This is a genomic window from Enterobacter chuandaensis (assembly GCF_039718975.1).
Classification (GTDB): domain Bacteria; phylum Pseudomonadota; class Gammaproteobacteria; order Enterobacterales; family Enterobacteriaceae; genus Enterobacter; species Enterobacter chuandaensis.
In genome coordinates this window covers 1,561,666-1,581,813 of record NZ_CP097173.1, presented here as the reverse complement: position 1 = coordinate 1,581,813, position 20,148 = coordinate 1,561,666, and the positions used below count along the sequence as shown (strand labels likewise).

General features: G+C 56.1%; 23 protein-coding genes. 9 read left to right on the top strand and 14 right to left on the bottom strand.

The window, feature by feature from the left end; all coding sequences use genetic code 11:
• Positions 1–92 precede the first annotated feature (92 nt).
• Both MX657_RS07645 and MX657_RS07640 read left to right on the top strand, forming a co-directional pair.
• Positions 93–1,658 (top strand): ExeA family protein, encoded by a 1,566-nt coding sequence (locus MX657_RS07645; RefSeq protein WP_346807930.1) that lies wholly within the window; start codon positions 93–95, stop codon positions 1,656–1,658.
• Positions 1,658–2,284 (top strand): hypothetical protein, encoded by a 627-nt coding sequence (locus MX657_RS07640; RefSeq protein WP_346807928.1) that lies wholly within the window; start codon positions 1,658–1,660, stop codon positions 2,282–2,284. Before MX657_RS07645 ends, MX657_RS07640 begins: the two co-directional genes overlap by 1 nt.
• On the opposite strand, the gene MX657_RS07635 is transcribed toward MX657_RS07640, so the two are convergent.
• From MX657_RS07635 to MX657_RS07625, 3 genes are all read right to left on the bottom strand, one after another.
• Positions 2,285–2,908 carry a helix-turn-helix domain-containing protein gene (locus MX657_RS07635; protein ID WP_080327744.1) on the bottom strand — a complete coding sequence of 208 codons (624 nt, stop codon included), beginning with the start codon at positions 2,906–2,908 and terminating at the stop codon, positions 2,285–2,287.
• Between the two features lie 272 nt (positions 2,909–3,180).
• A complete protein-coding gene (locus MX657_RS07630; RefSeq protein WP_252001268.1) occupies positions 3,181–4,011 on the bottom strand; it encodes an N-acetylmuramoyl-L-alanine amidase in 831 nt (276 codons plus the stop codon).
• Complete coding sequence (locus MX657_RS07625) at positions 4,008–4,331, bottom strand: heavy metal-binding domain-containing protein (RefSeq protein ID WP_006174327.1); 324 nt, start codon at positions 4,329–4,331, stop codon at positions 4,008–4,010. The genes MX657_RS07630 and MX657_RS07625 overlap by 4 nt, the downstream gene beginning before the upstream one ends.
• A 97-nt stretch (positions 4,332–4,428) precedes the next feature.
• On the opposite strand from MX657_RS07625, the gene MX657_RS07620 reads away from it, so the two are divergent.
• From MX657_RS07620 to artJ, 6 genes are all read left to right on the top strand, one after another.
• Positions 4,429–4,947: a lipoprotein gene (locus MX657_RS07620; RefSeq protein ID WP_346807925.1), complete on the top strand. Its 519-nt coding sequence runs from the start codon at positions 4,429–4,431 to the stop codon at positions 4,945–4,947.
• Positions 4,948–5,173: 226 nt separating this feature from the next.
• Positions 5,174–5,902 (top strand): arginine ABC transporter ATP-binding protein ArtP, encoded by a 729-nt coding sequence (gene artP, locus MX657_RS07615; RefSeq protein WP_008500030.1) that lies wholly within the window; start codon positions 5,174–5,176, stop codon positions 5,900–5,902.
• 19 nt (positions 5,903–5,921) lie between these two features.
• Positions 5,922–6,653: an arginine ABC transporter substrate-binding protein ArtI gene (gene artI, locus MX657_RS07610; protein ID WP_008500032.1), complete on the top strand. Its 732-nt coding sequence runs from the start codon at positions 5,922–5,924 to the stop codon at positions 6,651–6,653.
• Positions 6,654–6,659: 6 nt separating this feature from the next.
• Positions 6,660–7,376, top strand: coding sequence for an arginine ABC transporter permease ArtQ (gene artQ, locus MX657_RS07605; protein WP_080327747.1), 717 nt, complete (start codon positions 6,660–6,662; stop codon positions 7,374–7,376).
• Positions 7,376–8,044, top strand: a complete 669-nt coding sequence (gene artM, locus MX657_RS07600; protein ID WP_119915001.1) for an arginine ABC transporter permease ArtM — start codon at positions 7,376–7,378, stop codon at positions 8,042–8,044. Before artQ ends, artM begins: the two co-directional genes overlap by 1 nt.
• 155 nt (positions 8,045–8,199) lie before the next feature.
• A complete protein-coding gene (gene artJ / locus MX657_RS07595; protein WP_033145047.1) occupies positions 8,200–8,931 on the top strand; it encodes an arginine ABC transporter substrate-binding protein ArtJ in 732 nt (243 codons plus the stop codon).
• Between the two features lie 78 nt (positions 8,932–9,009).
• Here artJ and MX657_RS07590 read toward each other — a convergent pair whose 3' ends face one another.
• The 11 genes from MX657_RS07590 to nfsA form a co-directional block, all read right to left on the bottom strand.
• Positions 9,010–10,476, bottom strand: coding sequence for a sensor histidine kinase (locus MX657_RS07590; RefSeq protein WP_119915002.1), 1,467 nt, complete (start codon positions 10,474–10,476; stop codon positions 9,010–9,012).
• Positions 10,463–11,170: a response regulator transcription factor gene (locus MX657_RS07585; RefSeq protein WP_346807922.1), complete on the bottom strand. Its 708-nt coding sequence runs from the start codon at positions 11,168–11,170 to the stop codon at positions 10,463–10,465. The genes MX657_RS07590 and MX657_RS07585 overlap by 14 nt, the downstream gene beginning before the upstream one ends.
• Before the next feature lie 72 nt (positions 11,171–11,242).
• Positions 11,243–12,370 (bottom strand): 23S rRNA (uracil(747)-C(5))-methyltransferase RlmC, encoded by a 1,128-nt coding sequence (gene rlmC / locus MX657_RS07580; RefSeq protein ID WP_346807920.1) that lies wholly within the window; start codon positions 12,368–12,370, stop codon positions 11,243–11,245.
• A gap of 40 nt (positions 12,371–12,410) precedes the next feature.
• Positions 12,411–12,884 (bottom strand): YbjO family protein, encoded by a 474-nt coding sequence (locus MX657_RS07575; RefSeq protein ID WP_080327752.1) that lies wholly within the window; start codon positions 12,882–12,884, stop codon positions 12,411–12,413.
• Positions 12,885–12,949: 65 nt separating this feature from the next.
• Positions 12,950–13,795 carry a putrescine ABC transporter permease PotI gene (gene potI, locus MX657_RS07570; RefSeq protein WP_042716350.1) on the bottom strand — a complete coding sequence of 282 codons (846 nt, stop codon included), beginning with the start codon at positions 13,793–13,795 and terminating at the stop codon, positions 12,950–12,952.
• The gene (potH, locus tag MX657_RS07565) at positions 13,792–14,745 is read right to left on the bottom strand and encodes a putrescine ABC transporter permease PotH (RefSeq protein ID WP_080327753.1); all 954 of its coding nucleotides are present in this window, start codon (positions 14,743–14,745) and stop codon (positions 13,792–13,794) included. The genes potI and potH overlap by 4 nt, the downstream gene beginning before the upstream one ends.
• Before the next feature lie 9 nt (positions 14,746–14,754).
• Complete coding sequence (potG, locus tag MX657_RS07560; RefSeq protein ID WP_139784153.1) at positions 14,755–15,888, bottom strand: putrescine ABC transporter ATP-binding subunit PotG; 1,134 nt, start codon at positions 15,886–15,888, stop codon at positions 14,755–14,757.
• Between the two features lie 99 nt (positions 15,889–15,987).
• Entirely contained in the window at positions 15,988–17,100 is a 1,113-nt protein-coding gene (gene potF, locus MX657_RS07555; RefSeq protein ID WP_010429062.1) for a spermidine/putrescine ABC transporter substrate-binding protein PotF, read from the bottom strand.
• 350 nt (positions 17,101–17,450) lie between these two features.
• Complete coding sequence (locus MX657_RS07550) at positions 17,451–17,927, bottom strand: YbjN domain-containing protein (RefSeq protein WP_003858385.1); 477 nt, start codon at positions 17,925–17,927, stop codon at positions 17,451–17,453.
• Between the two features lie 63 nt (positions 17,928–17,990).
• Complete coding sequence (gene rimK / locus MX657_RS07545; protein WP_119915006.1) at positions 17,991–18,893, bottom strand: 30S ribosomal protein S6--L-glutamate ligase; 903 nt, start codon at positions 18,891–18,893, stop codon at positions 17,991–17,993.
• 64 nt (positions 18,894–18,957) lie between these two features.
• Positions 18,958–19,680 (bottom strand): nitroreductase NfsA, encoded by a 723-nt coding sequence (gene nfsA / locus MX657_RS07540; protein WP_346807915.1) that lies wholly within the window; start codon positions 19,678–19,680, stop codon positions 18,958–18,960.
• 184 nt (positions 19,681–19,864) lie between these two features.
• On the opposite strand from nfsA, the gene MX657_RS07535 reads away from it, so the two are divergent.
• Complete coding sequence (locus MX657_RS07535; RefSeq protein ID WP_014883149.1) at positions 19,865–20,134, top strand: GrxA family glutaredoxin; 270 nt, start codon at positions 19,865–19,867, stop codon at positions 20,132–20,134.
• Positions 20,135–20,148 lie beyond the last annotated feature (14 nt).

Here is a 20,148-nt window from a genome sequence, read left to right as displayed (position 1 = left end):
ATATTTTTACCCTGTGCGCAAATTGACCACCCTATAGCGTTGCTTTACTTTCTCGTCCTGTTGCTATTCCTAATCAGAGACGGTAAGTCGTTATGTATCAGAGCCACTTTAAATTTAAAAACCCGCCGTTCAGGGAAATCACCCGTTTATCCGGGGATTTTCTGGTGCCTTATCATCAGGACGTGTTCAACCTGCTGAAAGAGAAAAGCCAACAGGCGGGCGTGAGCGGTCTCTTTTGCGACGATGCCCGGCTGTCAGGTCAGTTCAGCCATGCGCTGAAATCGGCGATCCCTGGCGTTCTTGCCATCAATGCGTTTCCAAAACTGAGTGCCAGTAGCCTGCTGTACAAGCTCAGCCCGGGAACGAAAGAGAACAAGAACCGGGTTCAGGCGGTGGATGCCGTGCTGCAGCAGTGGCAGAGCGGGAAAACCAGAACAAAAGTGCTGGTCATTACCCATACCGAAGCCATGAAAGAGAGCTGCCATGAGGTGCTGGGCATGTTGCTTGCGCGCGCCCAGGAGCTGGAGTTTCGTCTGGCCGTGGTGCTGATGGGCACGACGGATCAGGACGCCGTTCTGATGCAGCAATCTCAACTGCGTGAATATGCACATACCCGCCACACGTTACGCCCCCTGACCTGCCGGGAATTCCTCAGCTATGTTCAGGCGCAGTGTGAAGAAAACGGGTGCGAGAATTCGCCGCTAACCCCGGCGCGCGTGCGCAAGATGCACGCGCTGACCAAAGGAAATATCTGCAAGCTGAATGAGCTGGCGCATCTGTCGATGCTGGCTGCCTGGACCGAACGTTCAGCGCAGGTCAGCCCGCGTCATTTACGCCTGGCGGCGGGAGAGATCCTGCCTGCGAAAAAACACGGTAAGCGCCTGGCAACCGTGGGACTGTTCGCCTCTGTACTTTTCGCCGCCTGCGGCTGGTATTTGACCTCTTCGATTAACGCAAAACTTCCGATTCAACTGCCGGTCCCCGTCAGCTGGAAACAGCAGGCACCGAAAGTTGCGGCACCCGTGGTGCCGGTTATCGACAACGAAATGGTCAATCAGCCGGATGCGATGCACCAGCTTTACCTGATGTGGGGATATGACGCCTCGGCGGACGATGCCCTGTGTCAGAACGCCGCGAAGGTGAATCTGATGTGTAAACAGGGTAGCGCCACGCCGGATGCGCTCGCGAAGGAAGGTTATCCGTGGGTGAGTGAACTCAAAACCGGTGACCATCTTAACTACGCCGTGGTCGCCCGTGTCGGAGATACCTCTATCGACCTGCTGATGAATAACCGCACCTGGCAGGTGAGCCGCAGCTGGTTTAACCAGCATGCGACAGGGAACTATACCCAACTCCATCGCCTGACGCCGGAAGGCAAAGATGCCGTCAGCGCCGCCAGCGATGCGAAGGACATGGGCTGGCTGGATCAGCAGCTGAGCGTGGCTCTTGCCCAGCCTGAAACACATTCACAAACCTGGACGGCGGAGATGATGAAACGCACCCGTGAGTTCCAGCAAAAAATGCATCTGCACGTGGATGGTATTCCCGGGGAAGATACGCTGATGCAGCTGATGCGTGAAACGCATACCACGCCGAGTGTACTGCTTCAGGCCACTCATGACACACCAGACGCTAAAACGCAGGAGAAGCATTCCTAATGTCGACTATCTGTCTTGCGGCTCAGCGCAGCTATACCAGCGGAGAGGCGGTCTGGTTTTCGTACCGCCTGCCCAGCCTGAGAAAATTCTTCAGTCATACTTTTTTATGGACGTTGGGTCTGTGCGCCATGATGATGGCGGGACTGTACGCACACGTTTACTGGAACCTGTGCCATCCGGCGCCGGAACCGGTTAAAGCCAGCGTCGCGAAACCCGAAACGCAGCTTTCAGATATGCATTATGTGTATGTGAGTAAGCCGTTCCCGCATCCACATCCTAAACCCGCGCCGGTGCACGCTGATGTTCCGGCCATGCAGGATCTGCCGATCAACAGCGATGATGCTGACTGGCAGCAGGCACCTGACGGCGGCGTGCCGCACGATACATCGCGGGATACGTTACCCGGAACCGAAGCGCACGATGCGGTCCCTGCCAGCGGAGGGGGTGACGATGCCTCACTAACCGAGATATTTAAGCAGGCATTAAAAGAACAGCAACAGGATTATTCGCAAGGCAAAATTCCCGCGCCGCCGGTTGACGAGACGCAGGATATTTCGCAGAAGGATGTGTTGCATAAAGCGGATCCACGTTCGCCTTTAAGTGAGAAAGGAGATCGGCTGGAATAGTTAATATTTTTCAGGCAAGGTTGTCAGGTTAAGGAGTCGACCCTTTTCCACAACAATATATTGACCTTTTTTCAGGTCGGAGAGGATTTTAATTATGGTGCTGCGAGCCAGGTTGGTGTATTCCTGAATATAATCATAAATATTGATATCGCGCTGATGATGGACAATCAGATCGTTAATTTCATATAAAAACTCACGTACCACCGAATAAGCACTGCGGGCAACCAGCACATCGTCGCGTTTGCTCAGCATGCAGATGTACCAGGAGAGAACTTTCGTCAGTTCAGGCCATAAATTGTTGTCGGTCATCAGCTGCGCGAAGACCTCTTTTTTGATCGAGCGCACCACGGTGTTGGCGCGAACGAGGCCGTACATATGGGTTGCGTTATAGTACATTGAAGAGAGGCCAAAAATGCACTGGCCCGTTACCGTGAACATGCACAGCTCGTCGGATTCGCGTCGGAATTCCACTTCGCCGCTGACGATAATATGAATATACTGTGAGTCAGACGTCGATATTTTTTGCCACTTCTTTAAGGTTTTCTCTTCAAAACCTGAGGTTGCAGAAATAATGGCTTCCATTTCATGTTGCGGACGTAATTTTTTTGCGTAGATGCTTAACATTGTTATACCCGATTTAAGATGTGAAATTTTAATTTACAGAAATAAGGCAAAAAAAAGCCTTAACCTCAGAATATTTTCCTGAAGATGTTCTCATGGAGAAAAAATAAAAGCGAAATGCGATATATTCATCTGCTGCATTACTTAGCAAGCTATGTGTCTATCTTAAATGCGGATAATTTTAAGTCAATTAACTAAAAATGAATTGAGTTTGTACTTAAGATTAATCTGAAGAAATTAGGGGAAAACTACCTATTCGGGGGTATTCCGAAGGATTACCCCTGCCCGTATTTCTCTAAGAGCGCTTCGGCAATAGCCATCGTTTCAACATCGGCGATGCCGTTCCACAGCTCAGGCCTGAAGTGCATCTGGAATGCCATAATGATACGTTTCTGCTGCGCCGGGGTGCTGTTGACCGGCACCTCATAGCCGTAGCGCGCGAGTAAATCGAGTAACGCGGCGGTATCTACCTGCTGAAAGCGCGGCCGTCCGTTTATATAGAAAGCCACGCGCGCGGGGTCGGGCCATGCGCCTATCCCCTGCTGCGCCAGCTGTCGCCACGGGAACAGCGGGCCAGGATCGTCTTTGCGCTGAGGCGCAATGTCCGAATGGGCCACCACGTTTTCAGGCCTAATGTGATAGCGGGCAATAATGTCTTTCGCGAGCGGCACCAGCGCTGCAATCTGCGCAGGCTCAAACGGCGTAAAATGTTTCACCCCGGCCGTTTTCTGCCAGCCACGATTTTCCAGTTCAATGCCGACAGACGTATCATTTATACGGTTAGTGCCGCGCCAGAAGCTGATGCCCGCATGCCAGGCCAGCTCGCTCTCCGGCACCAGCTGCCAGATGCGCGGTTTACCGTCCGGCGACGGGGGCTTCGCGGGGATCAGATAATGCGAGCTGACGTTTTTGTCGGTTAAGGTCGCAAGCGACGTGTCGAAGTCATCGGCAGTGTAGTGGATCACCAGCACCTTGATACGCGGGTAGGCCGCCTGCGCCTGATGACGGGTATCCAGCTCGTAGGTGCCTTTATCCACAATGCCTTTTTCCTGGGCGCATCCTGCCAGCAACATCGCCAGCAGGAGCGTTGAAAGCGAACGCTTCATCGACGGGTTTTCACCGCCGTGCCGCTTACGCTCACCATCAGCATGCTGGCATCTTTTCCGACCGTTTCGTAGTCGATATCAATGCCCACCACCGCATCCGCGCCCAGCGCTTTAGCCTGCTCGCCCAGCTCTTTAAACGCAATTTCGCGCGCTTTACGCAGCTCTTTTTCGTACGCGCCGGAACGTCCACCGACGATGTCACGAATGCCGGCAAAGAAATCCCGGAAAATATTCGCGCCCAGAATCGCTTCGCCGGTGACCACGCCGCAGTACTCGGTAATAGGTTGCCCTTCCAGGGTTGGCGTTGTTGAAAACTGCATACTTTCTCTCCTTCTTTAGCGTTCAATGCCTTAGCAACAGCATTATCGGTTCGTTACGCTATGATTGAAAGGATAGTTAATAAATAAGGAAATCAACATGCGCTACTCTGCTTTAACGCTTTTAGTGCCCTGCGCGCTGGTGCTCAGCGCCTGTACTACCACGGTCACGCCAGCCTTTAAGGATATCGGTACCCGCAGCGGCCCTTGTATCGAGGGTGGTCCGGACGCCGTGGCGCAACAATTTTATAATTACCGTATTCAGCATCGCGGAAACGATCTGACCGCCCTGCGCCCATACCTGAGCGATAATCTGGCAAAACTGCTCAACGATGCCACCCGGGATCCACAGCATAACGCCCTGCTGAAATCCGATCCGTTCTCCAGCCGCGCCACGCTGCCGGACAGCGCTGAGGTAGCCAGTGCATCAACCATCCCGAACACCGATGCGCGAAACATTCCGCTGCGCGTGAAGCTGACCCAGGGCACCCAGACCTGGCAGGATGAAGTGCTGATGATCCGTGAAGGCCAGTGCTGGGCCATAGATGACGTGCGCTATATTGGCGGCAGCGTTCATGCCCCGGCAGGCACGTTGCGCCAGTCGGTTGAGAACCGCTAAACCATCCATTGCAAAAGCGTTACCCCCGAAAAATGTGCGGCATTTCATGCGGAATGCCGACATTTATACTCGCCGACCTTGCCGTTCGCTATTTTGTGCTATGTTTAAGAGGAAATGCGGGTTATATTTAACTTTTAACGCAGAAATATTGCATAACTATTCTGTCAACGGTACTATCTGCGGCCTCAATTGCTATAGATTGCCTGGATGAGTAAAGACTGCCCCGATGAGTATTAAACTAAACGGCATTAACTGCTTCTACGGCGCACACCAGGCGCTGTTTGACATCACGCTGAACTGCCCGGAAGGCGAAACGCTGGTTTTGCTTGGCCCAAGCGGTGCAGGCAAAAGCTCCCTTCTGCGCGTCCTTAATCTGCTTGAAATGCCCCGTTCAGGTACGCTGGCAATTGCCGGTAACCATTTTGATTTCGCGAAAACGCCGTCCGATAAAGCGATTCGTGAACTGCGTCAAAACGTCGGCATGGTCTTCCAGCAATACAATCTCTGGCCGCATCTGACCGTCCTGCAAAACCTGATTGAAGCCCCGTGCCGCGTGCTGGGATTAAGCAAAGATCAGGCCATCGCGCGTGCCGAAAAGCTGCTGGAGCGTCTGCGCCTTAAGCCCTACAGCGACCGCTACCCGCTGCACCTCTCTGGCGGGCAGCAGCAGCGCGTGGCGATCGCCCGCGCGCTGATGATGGAGCCCGCGGTACTGCTGTTTGATGAACCGACCGCAGCGCTGGACCCGGAAATCACCGCCCAGATCGTGAGCATCATTCGCGAGCTGGCGGAAACCAATATCACGCAGGTCATTGTTACCCACGAAGTGGAAGTGGCGCGTAAAACCGCCAGCCGTGTGGTTTACATGGAAAACGGGTATATCGTTGAGCAAGGTGATGCGAGTTGCTTCGCGAACCCGCAAACCGATGCCTTCAAAAACTATTTATCTCATTGATTGTGTCAGGGGAAATATAATGAAAAAAGTATTACTTGCCGTGCTGCTTGCTGGCGTTACCCTTTCCGCTACCGCAGCCCAGACCATTCGTTTCGCCACGGAAGCCTCTTACCCTCCGTTTGAGTCCATTGATGCGAATAACAAAATTGTTGGCTTCGACGTAGACCTGGCAAACGCCCTGTGTAAAGAGATCGATGCAACCTGTACCTTCAGCAACCAGGCGTTCGACAGCCTGATCCCGAGCCTGAAGTTCCGCCGTATTGACGCGGTGATGGCCGGTATGGACATCACGCCTGAGCGCGAAAAGCAGGTGCTGTTTACCACCCCTTACTACGACAACTCCGCCCTGTTTATTGGTCAGAAAGGGAAATTCACCTCTGTCGATCAGCTGAAAGGCAAGAAAGTCGGCGTGCAGAACGGTACCACGCACCAGAAATTCATCATGGATAAGCATCCGGAAATCACCACCGTTCCGTACGACAGCTACCAGAACGCGAAGCTGGATCTGCAGAATGGCCGTATCGACGGCGTGTTTGGTGATACCGCTGTCGTGACCGAGTGGCTGAAAGCCAACGATAAGCTGGCGCCAGTGGGCGACAAAGTGACCGATAAGGATTACTTCGGTACCGGTCTGGGGATTGCCGTTCGTCAGGGCAACACTGAGCTGCAGCAGAAATTCAACGCTGCGCTGGAAAAAGTGAAGAAAGACGGCACCTACGAAACCATCTACAAAAAATGGTTCCAGAAGTAATTCCTGATGAATGAATTTTTACCTTTAGCAAGCGCCGCCGGGATGACCGTCGGCCTTGCCGTTTGCGCACTGATAATCGGCCTTGTGCTGGCGATGTTCTTCGCGGTGTGGGAATCAGCGAAATGGTTCCCCGTCGCCTGGGCAGGCTCCGCGCTGGTCACCGTGCTGCGTGGGCTACCGGAAATTCTGGTGGTCCTGTTCATCTATTTCGGCTCCTCACAGCTGCTGCTCACGCTGTCGGACGGCTTCACGATTAATCTCGGCTTTGCGCAAATCCCGGTGCAGATGCAGATTGAGAACTTCGACGTCAGCCCGTTCCTGTGCGGCGTAATTGCCCTCTCCCTGCTCTACTCCGCGTACGCGTCGCAAACCCTGCGCGGTGCGCTGAAAGCGGTACCGCAGGGGCAGTGGGAATCCGGCCAGGCGCTGGGCATGTCGAAAGCAGCCATCTTCTTCCGTCTGGTGATGCCGCAGATGTGGCGCCACGCCCTGCCGGGGCTGGGCAACCAGTGGCTGGTATTGCTGAAAGATACCGCGCTGGTGAGCCTGATCAGCGTGAACGATTTAATGCTGCAAACCAAAAGCATCGCCACCCGTACTCAGGAGCCGTTTACCTGGTACATCGTGGCGGCGGCTATCTACCTGGTGATCACGTTGCTCAGTCAGTACATCCTCAAGCGTATTGACCTGCGAGCGACGCGCTTTGAACGGAGACCAGGCTGATGCTTGAATATTTCCCGGAGTTGATGAAAGGGCTGCACACCAGCCTGACGCTGACCGTGGCGTCCATCATTGTGGCGCTGATTCTGGCGCTGATCTTCACCATCATCCTGACGCTGAAAACGCCGGTGCTGGTGTGGACCGTGCGCGGCTACATCACCCTGTTTACCGGTACGCCGCTGCTGGTGCAGATCTTCCTGATCTACTACGGTCCGGGCCAGTTCCCGTCGCTGCAGGAGTATCCGGTTATCTGGCATCTGCTCTCTGAGCCATGGCTGTGCGCCCTGATTGCCCTTTCGCTGAACAGTGCGGCCTATACCACCCAGCTGTTCTTTGGTGCGATCCGTGCCATCCCGGAAGGGCAATGGCAGTCCTGCGGGGCGCTGGGCATGAGCAAGAAAGACACGCTGGCGATCCTGCTGCCGTACGCCTTTAAGCGCGCGCTCTCCTCTTATTCCAACGAAGTGGTGCTGGTGTTCAAGAGTACCTCTCTGGCCTACACCATCACCCTGATGGAAGTGATGGGCCACGGACAGCTGCTGTACGGACGCACCTATGACGTGATGGTGTTCGGCGCGGCGGGCGTGGTTTACCTGGTGGTGAACGGTCTGTTGACGCTGATGATGCGCCTGATCGAGCGCAGAGCGTTAGCGTTTGAGCGCAGAAATTAATCACGTAAATGCATAAAACGGTATTGATAAAGCGGGTAACCTGATGGGTTATCCGCTTTTTTTTATTCCAGAATAAATATTTAATCATTTATATTGAATATAAATTCATTAAATGGCATTGTACTTTCATAAGACCTACAGACGGGAGTATTACAATGAAAAAGTTAGTTCTGGCCGCACTACTCGCAACCTTCGCCGCTGGCGCATCCGCAGCTGATAAAATTAATTTTGGCGTTTCCGCCACCTATCCGCCGTTTGAATCGCTGGATGCCAGCAACCAGATCGTCGGTTTCGACATCGACCTGGCGAAAGCGCTGTGCAAGCAGATGCAGGCCGACTGCACCTTTACCAACCACGCGTTCGACAGCCTGATCCCGTCGCTGAAATTTAAAAAATACGACGCGGTGATCTCCGGAATGGACATCACGCCGGAGCGCAGCAAGCAGGTGGCGTTCACCGACCCGTACTACGCCAACTCGGCGGTGGTGATTGCGAAGAAAGGCGCTTATACCTCTTTCGATCAGCTGAAAGGCAAACGCATCGGGATGGAAAACGGCACCACCCACCAGAAATACCTGCAGGACAAGCATCCTGAAGTAAAAACCGTGGCCTATGACAGCTACCAGAACGCGATTATCGACCTGAAAAATGGCCGTATCGACGGCGTATTCGGCGACACCGCCGTGGTCAACGAATGGCTGAAAACCAACCCGCAGTTGGGTACGGCGACCGAGAAAGTCACCGATCCGCAGTACTTTGGTACAGGCCTCGGCATCGCGGTACGTCCGGATAACAAAGCCCTGCTGGAAAAACTGAACGGCGCGCTGAAGGCGATTAAAGCGGACGGCACGTATCAGAAAATCAGCGACCAGTGGTTCCCGCAGTAACCTTTTTTGCCGGGTGACCTGGCCTACGGGGGGGTAGTCTGTAGGCCGGGTAAGGCGAAGCCGCCACCCGGCAATTTCTCAAAGCGGCACAAAGAACCTGAACCGCGCCCCGCTCGCCGACTCCATTAGCCTGATCCCGCCCCCGTGCAGCTCCAGCATGCGATTAACGATCAACAGCCCTAATCCACCCCGATTCTCACGCGATGCCTGGGTATTCAGCGCCGAAGGCCGCTGGAACAGATCGTCGCGCAGCGAGGCATCCACGCCCGTTCCGGTGTCTGCCACTTCCACCTGGAGTTGCTGTGCTTCCTGCCATACGGCAAGACGGATCTCACCGCCAACGGGCGTATGACGGATGGCGTTATCCAGCAGATTGGTCACCACCCGCTCAATCATCGACACGTCGGCATAGACCAGCGGCAGCGGACCCGGTACATCAATATGCAGATTTAACTCGCGCGTGCGGGCCGCCAGCTCAAATTTTTGCGCAACGTCGGACACCAGCTCACCCATGGCAAAACGCTCGCGCTGCGGTTTAATGCCGCCGTGTTCAAGGCGTGCGAGTTCGAACAGCTGCTGCGCCAGGTGGCGCATCTTTTGGCCCTGACGCAGCGCAATGGCAAGGTACTGCTGGTGTTCCTCGGGCGTGAGCGTGGCGGATTTCAGCGACAGCATCTCCAGATATCCCAGCAGCGACGTCAGCGGCGTGCGCAGATCGTGCGAAATATTGGCGATAAACTCCCGGCGCTGGCGATCGCTGTCGGAAAGCTGATCCCACTGGGAGGTGATTTTGCGCGCCAGCTCGATAAAGGTGTTACGCAGCACGGCCACTTCGTCATTCCCCGTGCTCTCCAGCGGCTGCGCCGCCAGCTGTTTGATGGCGCTGATGCTGTCCTGCTCAAGCCCGGTGACCTCTTCCGTCAGGCGTTTAACCGGACGCGTTACCCAGTACCAGACCAGTAATCCCGCCAGCAGCCCAAACAGCGCCACCCACAGCAGTGACCACAGGACGGTACTCCACAGCGCCTTGTGCCAGGCCATTTCCGCCAGCGCGTTCGACTCCTCGCCCTGCAAAATAATGTACAGATACCCCTTTAGCTCACCATCCTGACGCAGCGGGGTGGCGCTAAAGACTTTTTTATTCTGGCTGCGCGGATCGTCGCCGAAGACCGGCATCGCCGCGCCGCTAAGGAAGTTCTGTACCGGAACAAGGTCGATTTTTTGCCGCTGAATATGGCCCGCCGGCGCGGCGTCCGCCAGGATATCGCCGTCAGGAGAGATAACGTATAGCTCAACGCTCGGATTAAAGGTCATCAGTCGGTCAAACAGCGGCTTGAGTGAGGTTCTGTCGACCCTGCCCTGCGCATCCAGAATCGGCTCACGCTGGGCGATCTGCTGCGCCAGCCCACCGGAGAGCCGCTGCACCATCGCATTGCCGTACTGCGTGCTGCTGTAAAGCTGCACCGCGCAGGCCACGGTGGCGCAGAGCATCAGAAGCAGAATGAATAACAGCGTCAGCCGCTGGCTCAGGCTAAAGCGGCGCATCTTGGTTTGGCTCCGCAAATTTATAGCCTTTGCCCCAGACGGTGCGAATAATCTCCGGCTCGGCGGCATCTTTTTCAATTTTGATGCGCAGGCGGTTGATATGGGTGTTGACGGTGTGCTCGTAGCCTTCGTGCTGATAGCCCCACACCTGCTCCAGCAGCGCCAGACGGGAAAACACCTCGCCTGGGTGGCGGGCAAAAAAGTACAGCAGCTCGAATTCGCGCGGGGTGAGATCCACCACCTGACCGTGGAGCAATACGCTACGCGCCAGGGGATCGATCGTCAGGCCGTGGGCCTGAATTTGCCCGTCAACCTGCGCCTGCCCCATCGCCTGCTGGCGGCGGAACAGCGCTTTGATGCGGGCAATCAGTTCCTGTACCGAAAACGGCTTTGCCAGATAATCATCGGCGCCAGTTTCCAGCCCGGTGATGCGGTCGGTTTCGCTGCTGCGGGCGCTGATGATGATCACCGGCAGGTAGCGGGTCATCTGACGAATGCGGCGGCAAATCTCCAGGCCGTCAACGTTGGGCAGCATCAGGTCGAGGATCACCGCATCCCACGGCTGTTTTTCAAGGCGCTGCAGGGCGTTGCCCCCGTCGGGCTCGTGGGTGATGGCGTAGCCTTCGTCTTCTAAATTGAGTCGCAGAAGCGCCGCGATATCGTGGTCGTCTTCCACCAGCAGGATCTGCTTCATGGGTAAGCCTTCAATCATGTCTTATGACGTAAGCTTACCTGATTTTGTGGGCCGGCAGAGTTCACATTTTGTTTAAGATTTCACGAGCAGCGTCAACACTTCATAATGCGCGGTATGCGGGAACATATCGAAAAGCTGCACGCGTTCAATGCGGTAGCCCGGCAGGCTGGCGATATCTTTCGCCATGGTCTGCGCGTTGCAGCTGGAGTAGACAATGAAATCGGGCGCCATCTGGCTCAGGTAGTCGCACAGGGATTTGCCAATTCCGCGGCGCGGCGGGTTAACCAGCACCAGCTCCGGCACGTTGCCCTGGCCGGTCGCAAACTGTGTGGAGTCCAGCGCCTGGAAGCGCAGGTTCGTCAGACCCAGCTCGGCGGCGGACTGCTTTGCGCAGGCAATCGCTTCGGCGGAGATCTCAATGCCAGTGAGCTGCATCTCCGGCGTGGCGCAGTGCAGGCCAAAACCGCCCACGCCGCAGAACAGATCCCACATGTGAGCGATGTTTAACGCGCTCACCCAGTCGCGGGCGGTGGCGTACAGGCTGCTTGCCACGGCCGGGTTAGTCTGGAAGAAGCTTTGCGGGCGGATCCACAGCGGCACGCCGTTGAAATTCTCGGCCAGCGCGTGCTGGTCGGTGAAGAAAATCTCTTTCTCCCCTTCCATGATCGCCATATGCACCGGCTGAATGTTTGCGGTAATGACCTTAAGCTGAGGAAGCTGTTCCTGTAGCCACGGCAGCGCCGCGCGCAGCTGCTCCAGCTTGGCTTCTGAGCGCAGCACGAAGCGCAGCATCATGCCGCCGTCTTTCTGGCTTTCCGTCAGCAAAAGGTACTTTAGCTCGCCGCGCCTGCGGGCGACGTTGTAAGGCGTTAACCCTGCACGCGCAATAAACGGTTTCAGTGCGGCAAAGACGGGCTCAAACGAGGCGGGATAGAGAGGGCAGTCGGTTAAATCTTCCGGCGTGCCGTCGCGGTGCAGCATCCCCAGCAGCGGTTTTTCAACGCTGCCGCTGACCACCATTTTGGCTTTGTTGCGAAAGCCCTGCTCAGGGCCGCTGACGGGTACGCACCACTCGCCCACCGCGTGCGCTGCCAGCAGCTGTTGCAGGTCGGCCATTTTGGCGGTGAGTTGTTGAGAGACCGGCTGTTCTATCCACTGACAGGAGCGGCAGCGTCCGGCGTCATAGAGTGCGCACTGCATATGAAAACCTTAAGGAAAACGAGGGCTGCGATTATACACATTATTGCAGGCGGAAGAATCTCCGGCTGGAAACCGGAATATATAGCAGGCAGAGCACCAGCATATCCGGCAGTTTTTGCATGACCAGCGCATGGAAAATCTCACGTCGCGACTCGCCGGGAATGCTGAACAGTTCCGGATAGCCATAGCCCAGCGAGGCGGCCCACAGATAGCTGGCGGCGGTCACCTGCGTGAGCAGATAGACCCAGCGCGCCCAGTTGCGCCCTTTGACCAGCGAAAACGCGCAGTAGATCTCGATAAACACCAGCACAAGGCTGCTTAAAAAGACCAGCGTGAGGCTCCACGTCTGCACGCTGCGGTGGATGAATTCACCGATGCCGCGCGCGCCCAGGGTGTTCAGAATCATCAGCACGTCCAGACAGCGGATCATAATAATGGCGAGCGCCGCCACCTGCACCAGCGCAGGGACGTTAGGACGAGCGTGCGTAAGACGTGATTTTTTTAATAATCCCAATGTTTTACTTCCCTGAAAAACAGTGCCGCGTCACGCGCGGCACATCACCGGAAATTTTAAATCCTTCAGCCGCGTCTTGCACGCTGGATATCGCGCACGCGCTGTTTTTCCGCGCGCGCCATCAAATACCAGGCGATAAATCCGACAATTCCGACCACACCGAGGATGATAGAGGCCAGGGCGTTGATCTCCGGGTTCACCCCCATGCGCACGCTGGAGAAGACCAGCATCGGCAGCGTCGTCGCGCCCGGCCCGGAGACAAAGCTGGCGATAACCAGATCGTCGAGAGAAAGCGTGAACGCCAGCAGCCAGCCGGAGATCACCGCCGGCATAATCATTGGCAGGGTAATGATGAAAAAGACCTTTAGCGGCGTGGCGCCGAGATCCATCGCCGCTTCTTCAATGGAGCGATCCAGCTCGCGCAGGCGCGAGGAGATCACCACCGCCACGTAGGCGGTACAGAAGGTAACGTGCGCCAGCCAGATGGTGAGCATACCGCGATCTGCCGGCCAGCCGATGGCGTGTGCCAGGGCCACGAACAGCAGCAGCAGCGACAGGCCGGTGATGACGTCCGGCATCACCAGCGGGGCGGTGATCATAAAGGCGAAACCGTTCGAGCCGCGAAAACGCCCGAAGCGCACCATCACCAGCGCGGCGATGGTACCCAGAACGCAGGCCATCGTGGCCGCCAGCGCGGCTATGGTCAGGCTCAGCCCCACCGCGCTCATCATCGCATCGTCGTGGAACAGCTCGCTGTACCAGCGCGTCGACCAGCCCGCCCAGACCGTCACCAGCTTAGAGCTGTTGAAGGAGTAGATCACCAGCATCAGCATCGGCGCATACAGGAAGGTAAAGCCGATCACCAGGATCGCAATTCGCCACGGGGAGCGCACTACCGGTAAGTTGTTCATCCGCGATCTCCCATCTGTTTCTGCTGATGTTTGTGGAACCACATGATCGGCACGATCAGCAGCAGGAGCATGATAATCGCCACCGCCGAGGCCACCGGCCAGTCGCGGTTATTGAAGAACTCCTGCCACAGCACGCGGCCAATCATAATGCTGTCCGGGCCGCCGAGCAGTTCCGGGATCACAAACTCCCCCACTGCCGGGATGAAGACCAGCATTGACCCGGCGATAATGCCGCCTTTGGTCAGCGGGACAATGACGCTAAAGAAGGTTTTCAGCGGACGCGCGCCAAGATCGAGCGAGGCTTCCACCAGCGAGTAATCAATCCGCGTCAGGGCCGTGTAGATCGGCAGCACCATAAACGGCAGATAGGCGTAAACAATGCCGATATAGACCGCGAGGTTAGTGTGCAGGATCGTCAGCGGCTGATCGATAACCCCGAGCCACATCAGAAAGTTATTCAGCACGCCGTTGTTTTTCAGGATCCCCATCCAGGCGTAAACGCGGATCAGGAACGAGGTCCACGACGGCAGGATCACCAGCAGCAGCAGGATGTTGCGCGTCGACGGTTTGCTGTGCGCCACCGCCCACGCCAGCGGGTAGCCCATCGCCAGACAGCAGAGCGTTGAGATTGCCGCCACCTGCAGCGACTGCAGGTAAGCTTCGAAATAGAGCGGATCGTCAGTGAGCTGCAGGAAGTTACCCAGATTCAAGGTCAGCGTCAGCTGCCCGTCGGCCCACTCCCACAGATCGGTATACGGCGGGATCGCCCGCGCCATTTCCGCCAGGCTGATCTTAAAGACGATCAGGAACGGCAGCAGGAACAGCAGGATCAGCCACACGTACGGCATGGCGATCACCACCTTGCGGCCGTGGTTCATCTTAAGGCGCGTCAGCCAGTGGGCAAAGCCGCCCGGTTTTTTGACGCGGGCTGGAGGTTCAAGTGTGCTCATGATCGCTCCTTATACCGTCAGCACGACGCAGCTGTCCGCATCCCAGCACAGGCGCACTTCGTCGCCCCAGGTCGGCTGCCCCTTGCGGTAGCGATGTTCGTTCTGCAGCTGTGCGCTGAGCATCTGCCCGCTTTTCAGCCGCACGTGGTAGATGGAGAGATCGCCCAGATAGGCAATATGCACCACTTCCCCGACGGCAAAGTTGTAGCCATCGGCAGGCGGATCGTCACAGAGCATGATCTTCTCCGGACGCAGCGCCACGTAGACCGGCACGTTATCCACCACCGAGTTATCCGGATCGACCTTCAGCGGATGCTGTAGCCCCGGTGATTCGATGACCAGTCCATCCTCCTGACGTTCTTTCAGCAGCCCTTCAAAGACGTTAACCGAGCCAATGAACTCCGCGCTGTAGCGGGTGGTCGGATGCTCGTAAATCTCTTCCGGCTCGCCAATCTGCACGAACTTCCCGCGATTCATAATCGCAATGCGTCCGGCCATGGTCATCGCCTCTTCCTGGTCGTGGGTAACCATCACGCAGGTCACCCCTACGCGCTCGAGAATATCCACCACTTCCAGCTGCATACGGTCGCGCAGCTTTTTATCCAGGGCACCCATCGGCTCGTCGAGCAGCAGCAGTTTCGGGCGTTTCGCCAGGCTTCGGGCCAACGCCACACGCTGACGCTGGCCGCCGGAAAGCTGGTGCGGCTTACGCTTCGCGAACTCCTGCATGTGCACCAGGCTCAGCATTTCGGCCACGCGCGCGGTGATTTCGGCTTTCGGCAGTTTGTCCTGCTTCAGGCCAAAGGCAATGTTCTGCTCCACCGTCATGTGCGGGAACAGCGCGTAGGACTGGAACATCATGTTAATCGGGCGCTGATACGGCGGCACGCTGGAGAGATCGACTCCATCGAGCATAATCTGCCCGGCGGTGGGCTGTTCAAAACCGGCCAGCATACGCAGCAAGGTCGATTTGCCGCAGCCCGATGCCCCGAGGAGCGCAAAAATTTCGCCTTTGTAAATCGTCAGGCTGACGTCGTCCACGGCATGCTGGCCGTCGAAAGATTTGGTGAGGTTACGAATTTCAAGCAGCGGGGTCAGCGCTTTACGGACTTTCGCCTGCGGGCGGGGGATCGCGTCATTCACGGGGTGTTCTCCGGTAGAGATCAAATCATGGTGCAGGCGCACCAGAACGGTGCGCCTGTTGCCGGGGGCGCTAACGCTTGCCCGGCCTGTGACAAAGGGTTATTTACCGCTTTTCACCTTAGTCCACGCGCGGGTACGCACGCGGTCAATTTTTGGATCCTGAACCTTCAGGGTGAAGAGCTTGGCGAACACGTCCGCCGGTGGGTAGATAGCCGGGTTGTTACGGATTTCTTCGCTTACCAGCGGCACGGAGGCCTTGTTACCGTTGGCGTAGTAAACGTGGTCGCTGATATGGGCGATCACGTCAGGACGCATCAGGTAGTTGAGGAACTGGTAGGCTTCGTCTTTGTTCTTCGCATCAGCCGGCATCGCGAAGACGTCGAAGAAGGCCAGCGCGCCCTCTTTCGGAATGAAGTAAGAGACATTCACGCCGTTTTTCGCCTCCTTCGCGCGGTTAGCCGCCTGCCACACGTCCCCTGCCCAGCCGATCGCCACGCAGATGTCGCCGTTCGCCAGGTCGTTAATATACTGAGACGAGTGGAAGTAGCGGATGTTTGGACGCAGCTTCAGCAGCAGATCGGTCGCCGGGCCGGTGTAGTCATTAGCCTTGTTGCTGTTCGGATCTTTGCCCAGGTAGTTCAGCACGGTGGCGAAAATCTCTTCCGGCGCATCGAGGAAGGAGACGCCGCAGCTTTTCAGCTTCTCAAGGTTTTCCGGCTTCAGCACCACGTCCCAGCTGTCCAGCTTGACGTCCGGGCCCAGCGCCGCTTTGACTTTATCCACGTTGTAGCCGATACCGGTGGTCGCCCACAGGTAAGGCATCGCGTATTTGTTGTCCGGGTCGTGCTTCGCCACCAGCTTCAGCACTTCCGGATCGAGGTTTTTCCAGTTCGATAACTTGCTCTTGTCCAGCGGCTGGAAGACGCCCGCCGTCAGCTGACGTTCCAGGAAGCTTGCGGAAGGTACGACCAGGTCAAAACCGGTGCTGCCCGCCATCAGCTTTCCTTCCAGCACTTCGTTGGAATCGAAGACGTCGTAGACCACTTTAATGCCGGTCTCTTTTTCAAAATTAGCGACCGTGTCCGGCGCAATATAATCAGACCAGTTGTAAACGTGCAGCGTTTTTTGTTCCGCAGCGAGCGTGCCGGCAGAGACGGCCATCAGAGCACCCGCAACCAGACCCGATAACCATTTTTTATTCAAGGCGATCATAGTGTTATTCCTTCTGAAAGCTCGTTAACAAACGAACTAAACTGTGCAATCTGGATATATGCAAAAATCATGCATAGTTTGTCGCTCTGCTCAAAATAAAAAGAAACCTCTTTACCCGGCAGGATCCGCTCGCTTTTTTAAGCATCGCAAGAATAACTGTAGCCCGTGTCTCCGGCTATAGCCCAGACGAAAAAACGCCTTTTATCAATTTTTTATGCAGGTTAAGTCTACGTGATAAGCCGAAATGGCCCTGAGGGAGGTGAAAAATTCTTTAAAGAAAGGTTAAAAGCAGCAGAAAAAATGGCCTTCTGCAGCCGCTCTGGCAGCGACTGCGCAAAAGTCAGACAGGCTTAGTGAAGAAAATTGGGAGATGCATCATTATTCTCTGCATCGTCTTCCGCGCTGTACAGCAGATGATGTGCATTGGCTTCCATCATCACCATGGAAATTTGCTCTTCACTCAAGCGCATAAACCAGGCGAACTGCTTGAACGAGAGCCCTGCCCCGGAGAATAAAGACTGGCAAACGACCAGTTTTGGCAGATTATCGTCCTGTATATCGAGAAATGCTTTCACCGTCAAAGAACTGGCGTTGATCGCCGACAGGTCGGAGGCCAGCGCCAGCAGCGCAGAAGGCTTCACTTCGGCCAGCGCGGAGAAAAGGATCACGTCGTTAATCAGATCGATTTTGGCATCGAAAATGCCGTCGAAATTCTGCATGTGAGGCAGATGCAGCGCCTGGCAGGAATCGCATTCGAAGAACGTGATCCCGGCATCATCAAGCCATTGACGTAACGTATCCAGTGTAGGAACGACCTGTAAATCCATCGCGGTGCAGCCTCTTTAGTAAAAACTTCGCATAGGGTACTCAAAAAGCGCCCGGTAATCCATTTAACCACCCGTTTTAAGACAGTAGCCCGGCGTGGCATGACGCTCAATCCATGCGATCATTTTACCTGCAATATCGACCCCAGTGGTTTTTTCCACGCCTTCCAGCCCCGGGGAGGCGTTCACCTCCATCACCAGCGGCCCGCGCGTCGCACGCAGAAGGTCTACGCCCGCCACGTCCAGCCCCAGGGTTTGCGCCGCTTTCACGGCAATTTCCCGTTCGCGTTCGCTGATATCGGCAATTCTGGCAACACCGCCCCGGTGAAGGTTAGAGCGGAAGTCGCCCTCTTTCGCCTGGCGCTCAATGGCCGCCACCACTTCGTTACCCACCACGAAGCAGCGAATGTCGCGCCCTTTCGCCTCTTCAATATATTCCTGCACCAGTATATGCGCATTCAGGCCGCGAAAGGCGTCAATCACGCTCTCCGCCGCCTGACGCGTTTCTGCCAGCACCACGCCTATGCCCTGCGTGCCTTCCACCAGTTTGATCACCAGCGGCGCGCCGCCCACCATATCGATAAGATCGCTGGTGTCGTCCGGCGAATGGGCAATACCCGTGACGGGTAGATCGATCCCCTGGCGGGCGAGCAATTGCAGCGAGCGCAGCTTGTCGCGGGCGCGGGAAATGGCAACGGATTCGTTGAGCGGGTAGCTGCCCAGCATCTCGAACTGGCGCAGCGCGGCGGTGCCGTAATAGGTTATCTGGGAGCCTATGCGCGGGATCACCGCATCAAAATGCGGCAGCTTGCGGCCTTTGTAGTGAATCGACGACGCAGCGGGGTCGATGTTCATATAGCAGGACATCGGGTCGAGGATCTCAACCTGATGCCCGCGTTTCGCCGCCGCTTCTCGCAGGCGCTTACATGAATAGAGCGTTCCATCCCGGGACAATATGGCAATTTTCACCCTGCACCTCTCTAAAGACATGGGAAAAGCCTGCATATCATACACGAGGCGCAGGAGGAATGGACTACCGCGTTGCCCAGCCCTGTTTGTGCAGGTAATCAAGAATAAACGGGCGGTTTTCTTTGATGATGGTACGGCGAATATGGTCGGTCCAGGTGTCGCGACGGTTATTGCTGCCGCGCGTCATATAGTAGTTCGCCAGCTCTTCATCGTAGTGATTCAGAACGTCCTGGTCGACCGGCTGGTAGTGGTTTTCGTGCACCAGCATCGCGGCAGGGATGCGCGGCTTCAGGTCCGGGTTATCCGCCGGCCAGCCAAGACACAGGCCAAACAGCGGCAGCACGTGTTTAGGCAGCTTCAGCAGGTCAGTCACGCTTTGAATGTTGTTACGCAGCCCGCCGATATAGACACCGCCTAACCCCAGCGACTCCGCCGCCGTAAAGGCGTTTTGCGCCATCAGCGCGGTATCCACCACGCCCAGCAGCAGCTGTTCCGCCAGCCCCAGCTCGGCTTCCGGGCAGATCTGCAGGTGGCGGTTAAAATCGGCGCAAAACACCCAGAACTCTGCCGCCTGGGCCACATGCTTCTGCCCGCCGGTCAGCGTGACCAGCTGCTCGCGCATGGCAGGGTCGGTGATGCGGATAATCGAGCTGCACTGCAAAAAGCTGGAACTGGAGGTGGCTCTTGCGCTGTCGATAATCGCATTACGCTGCGCCTCGGTAATCGGCTCATCGGTAAAGTGGCGAATGAAGCGGTGGGACTGGAGCAGTTCTATGGTTGGCGTCATCTTGTCTCTCTTTGTCTTGCTTAATACGTATGGCAGCCAGTATAGGCAATGATATGCGCGGTGTAATTGGCGAAACATAGCTCATAGATATTATAACGACAGGCGAAACCTTCTTTAATGACGGCGGGTTATGGGGCACTATACGTGTCATTCGCCGTCAGGCTTGTTTTTTGAGGAGAGAGAAATGTTTGCAGTAATTTTTGGTCGTCCAGGGTGCCCTTACTGTGTGCGCGCGAAAGAGCTGGCTGAGAAACTGACCGCAGAGCGCGATGACTTCAACTTCCGCTATGTAGACATCCACGCGGAAGGCATCACCAAAGCCGATCTGGAAAAAACCGTCGGTAAGCCGGTTGAAACCGTGCCGCAGATCTTCCTCGATCAGAAACACATCGGCGGTTGCACAGACTTTGAGGCCTACGCCAAAGAACATCTGGGCCTGTTTGCCGAGCAGTAATGAAAAAGACGCCC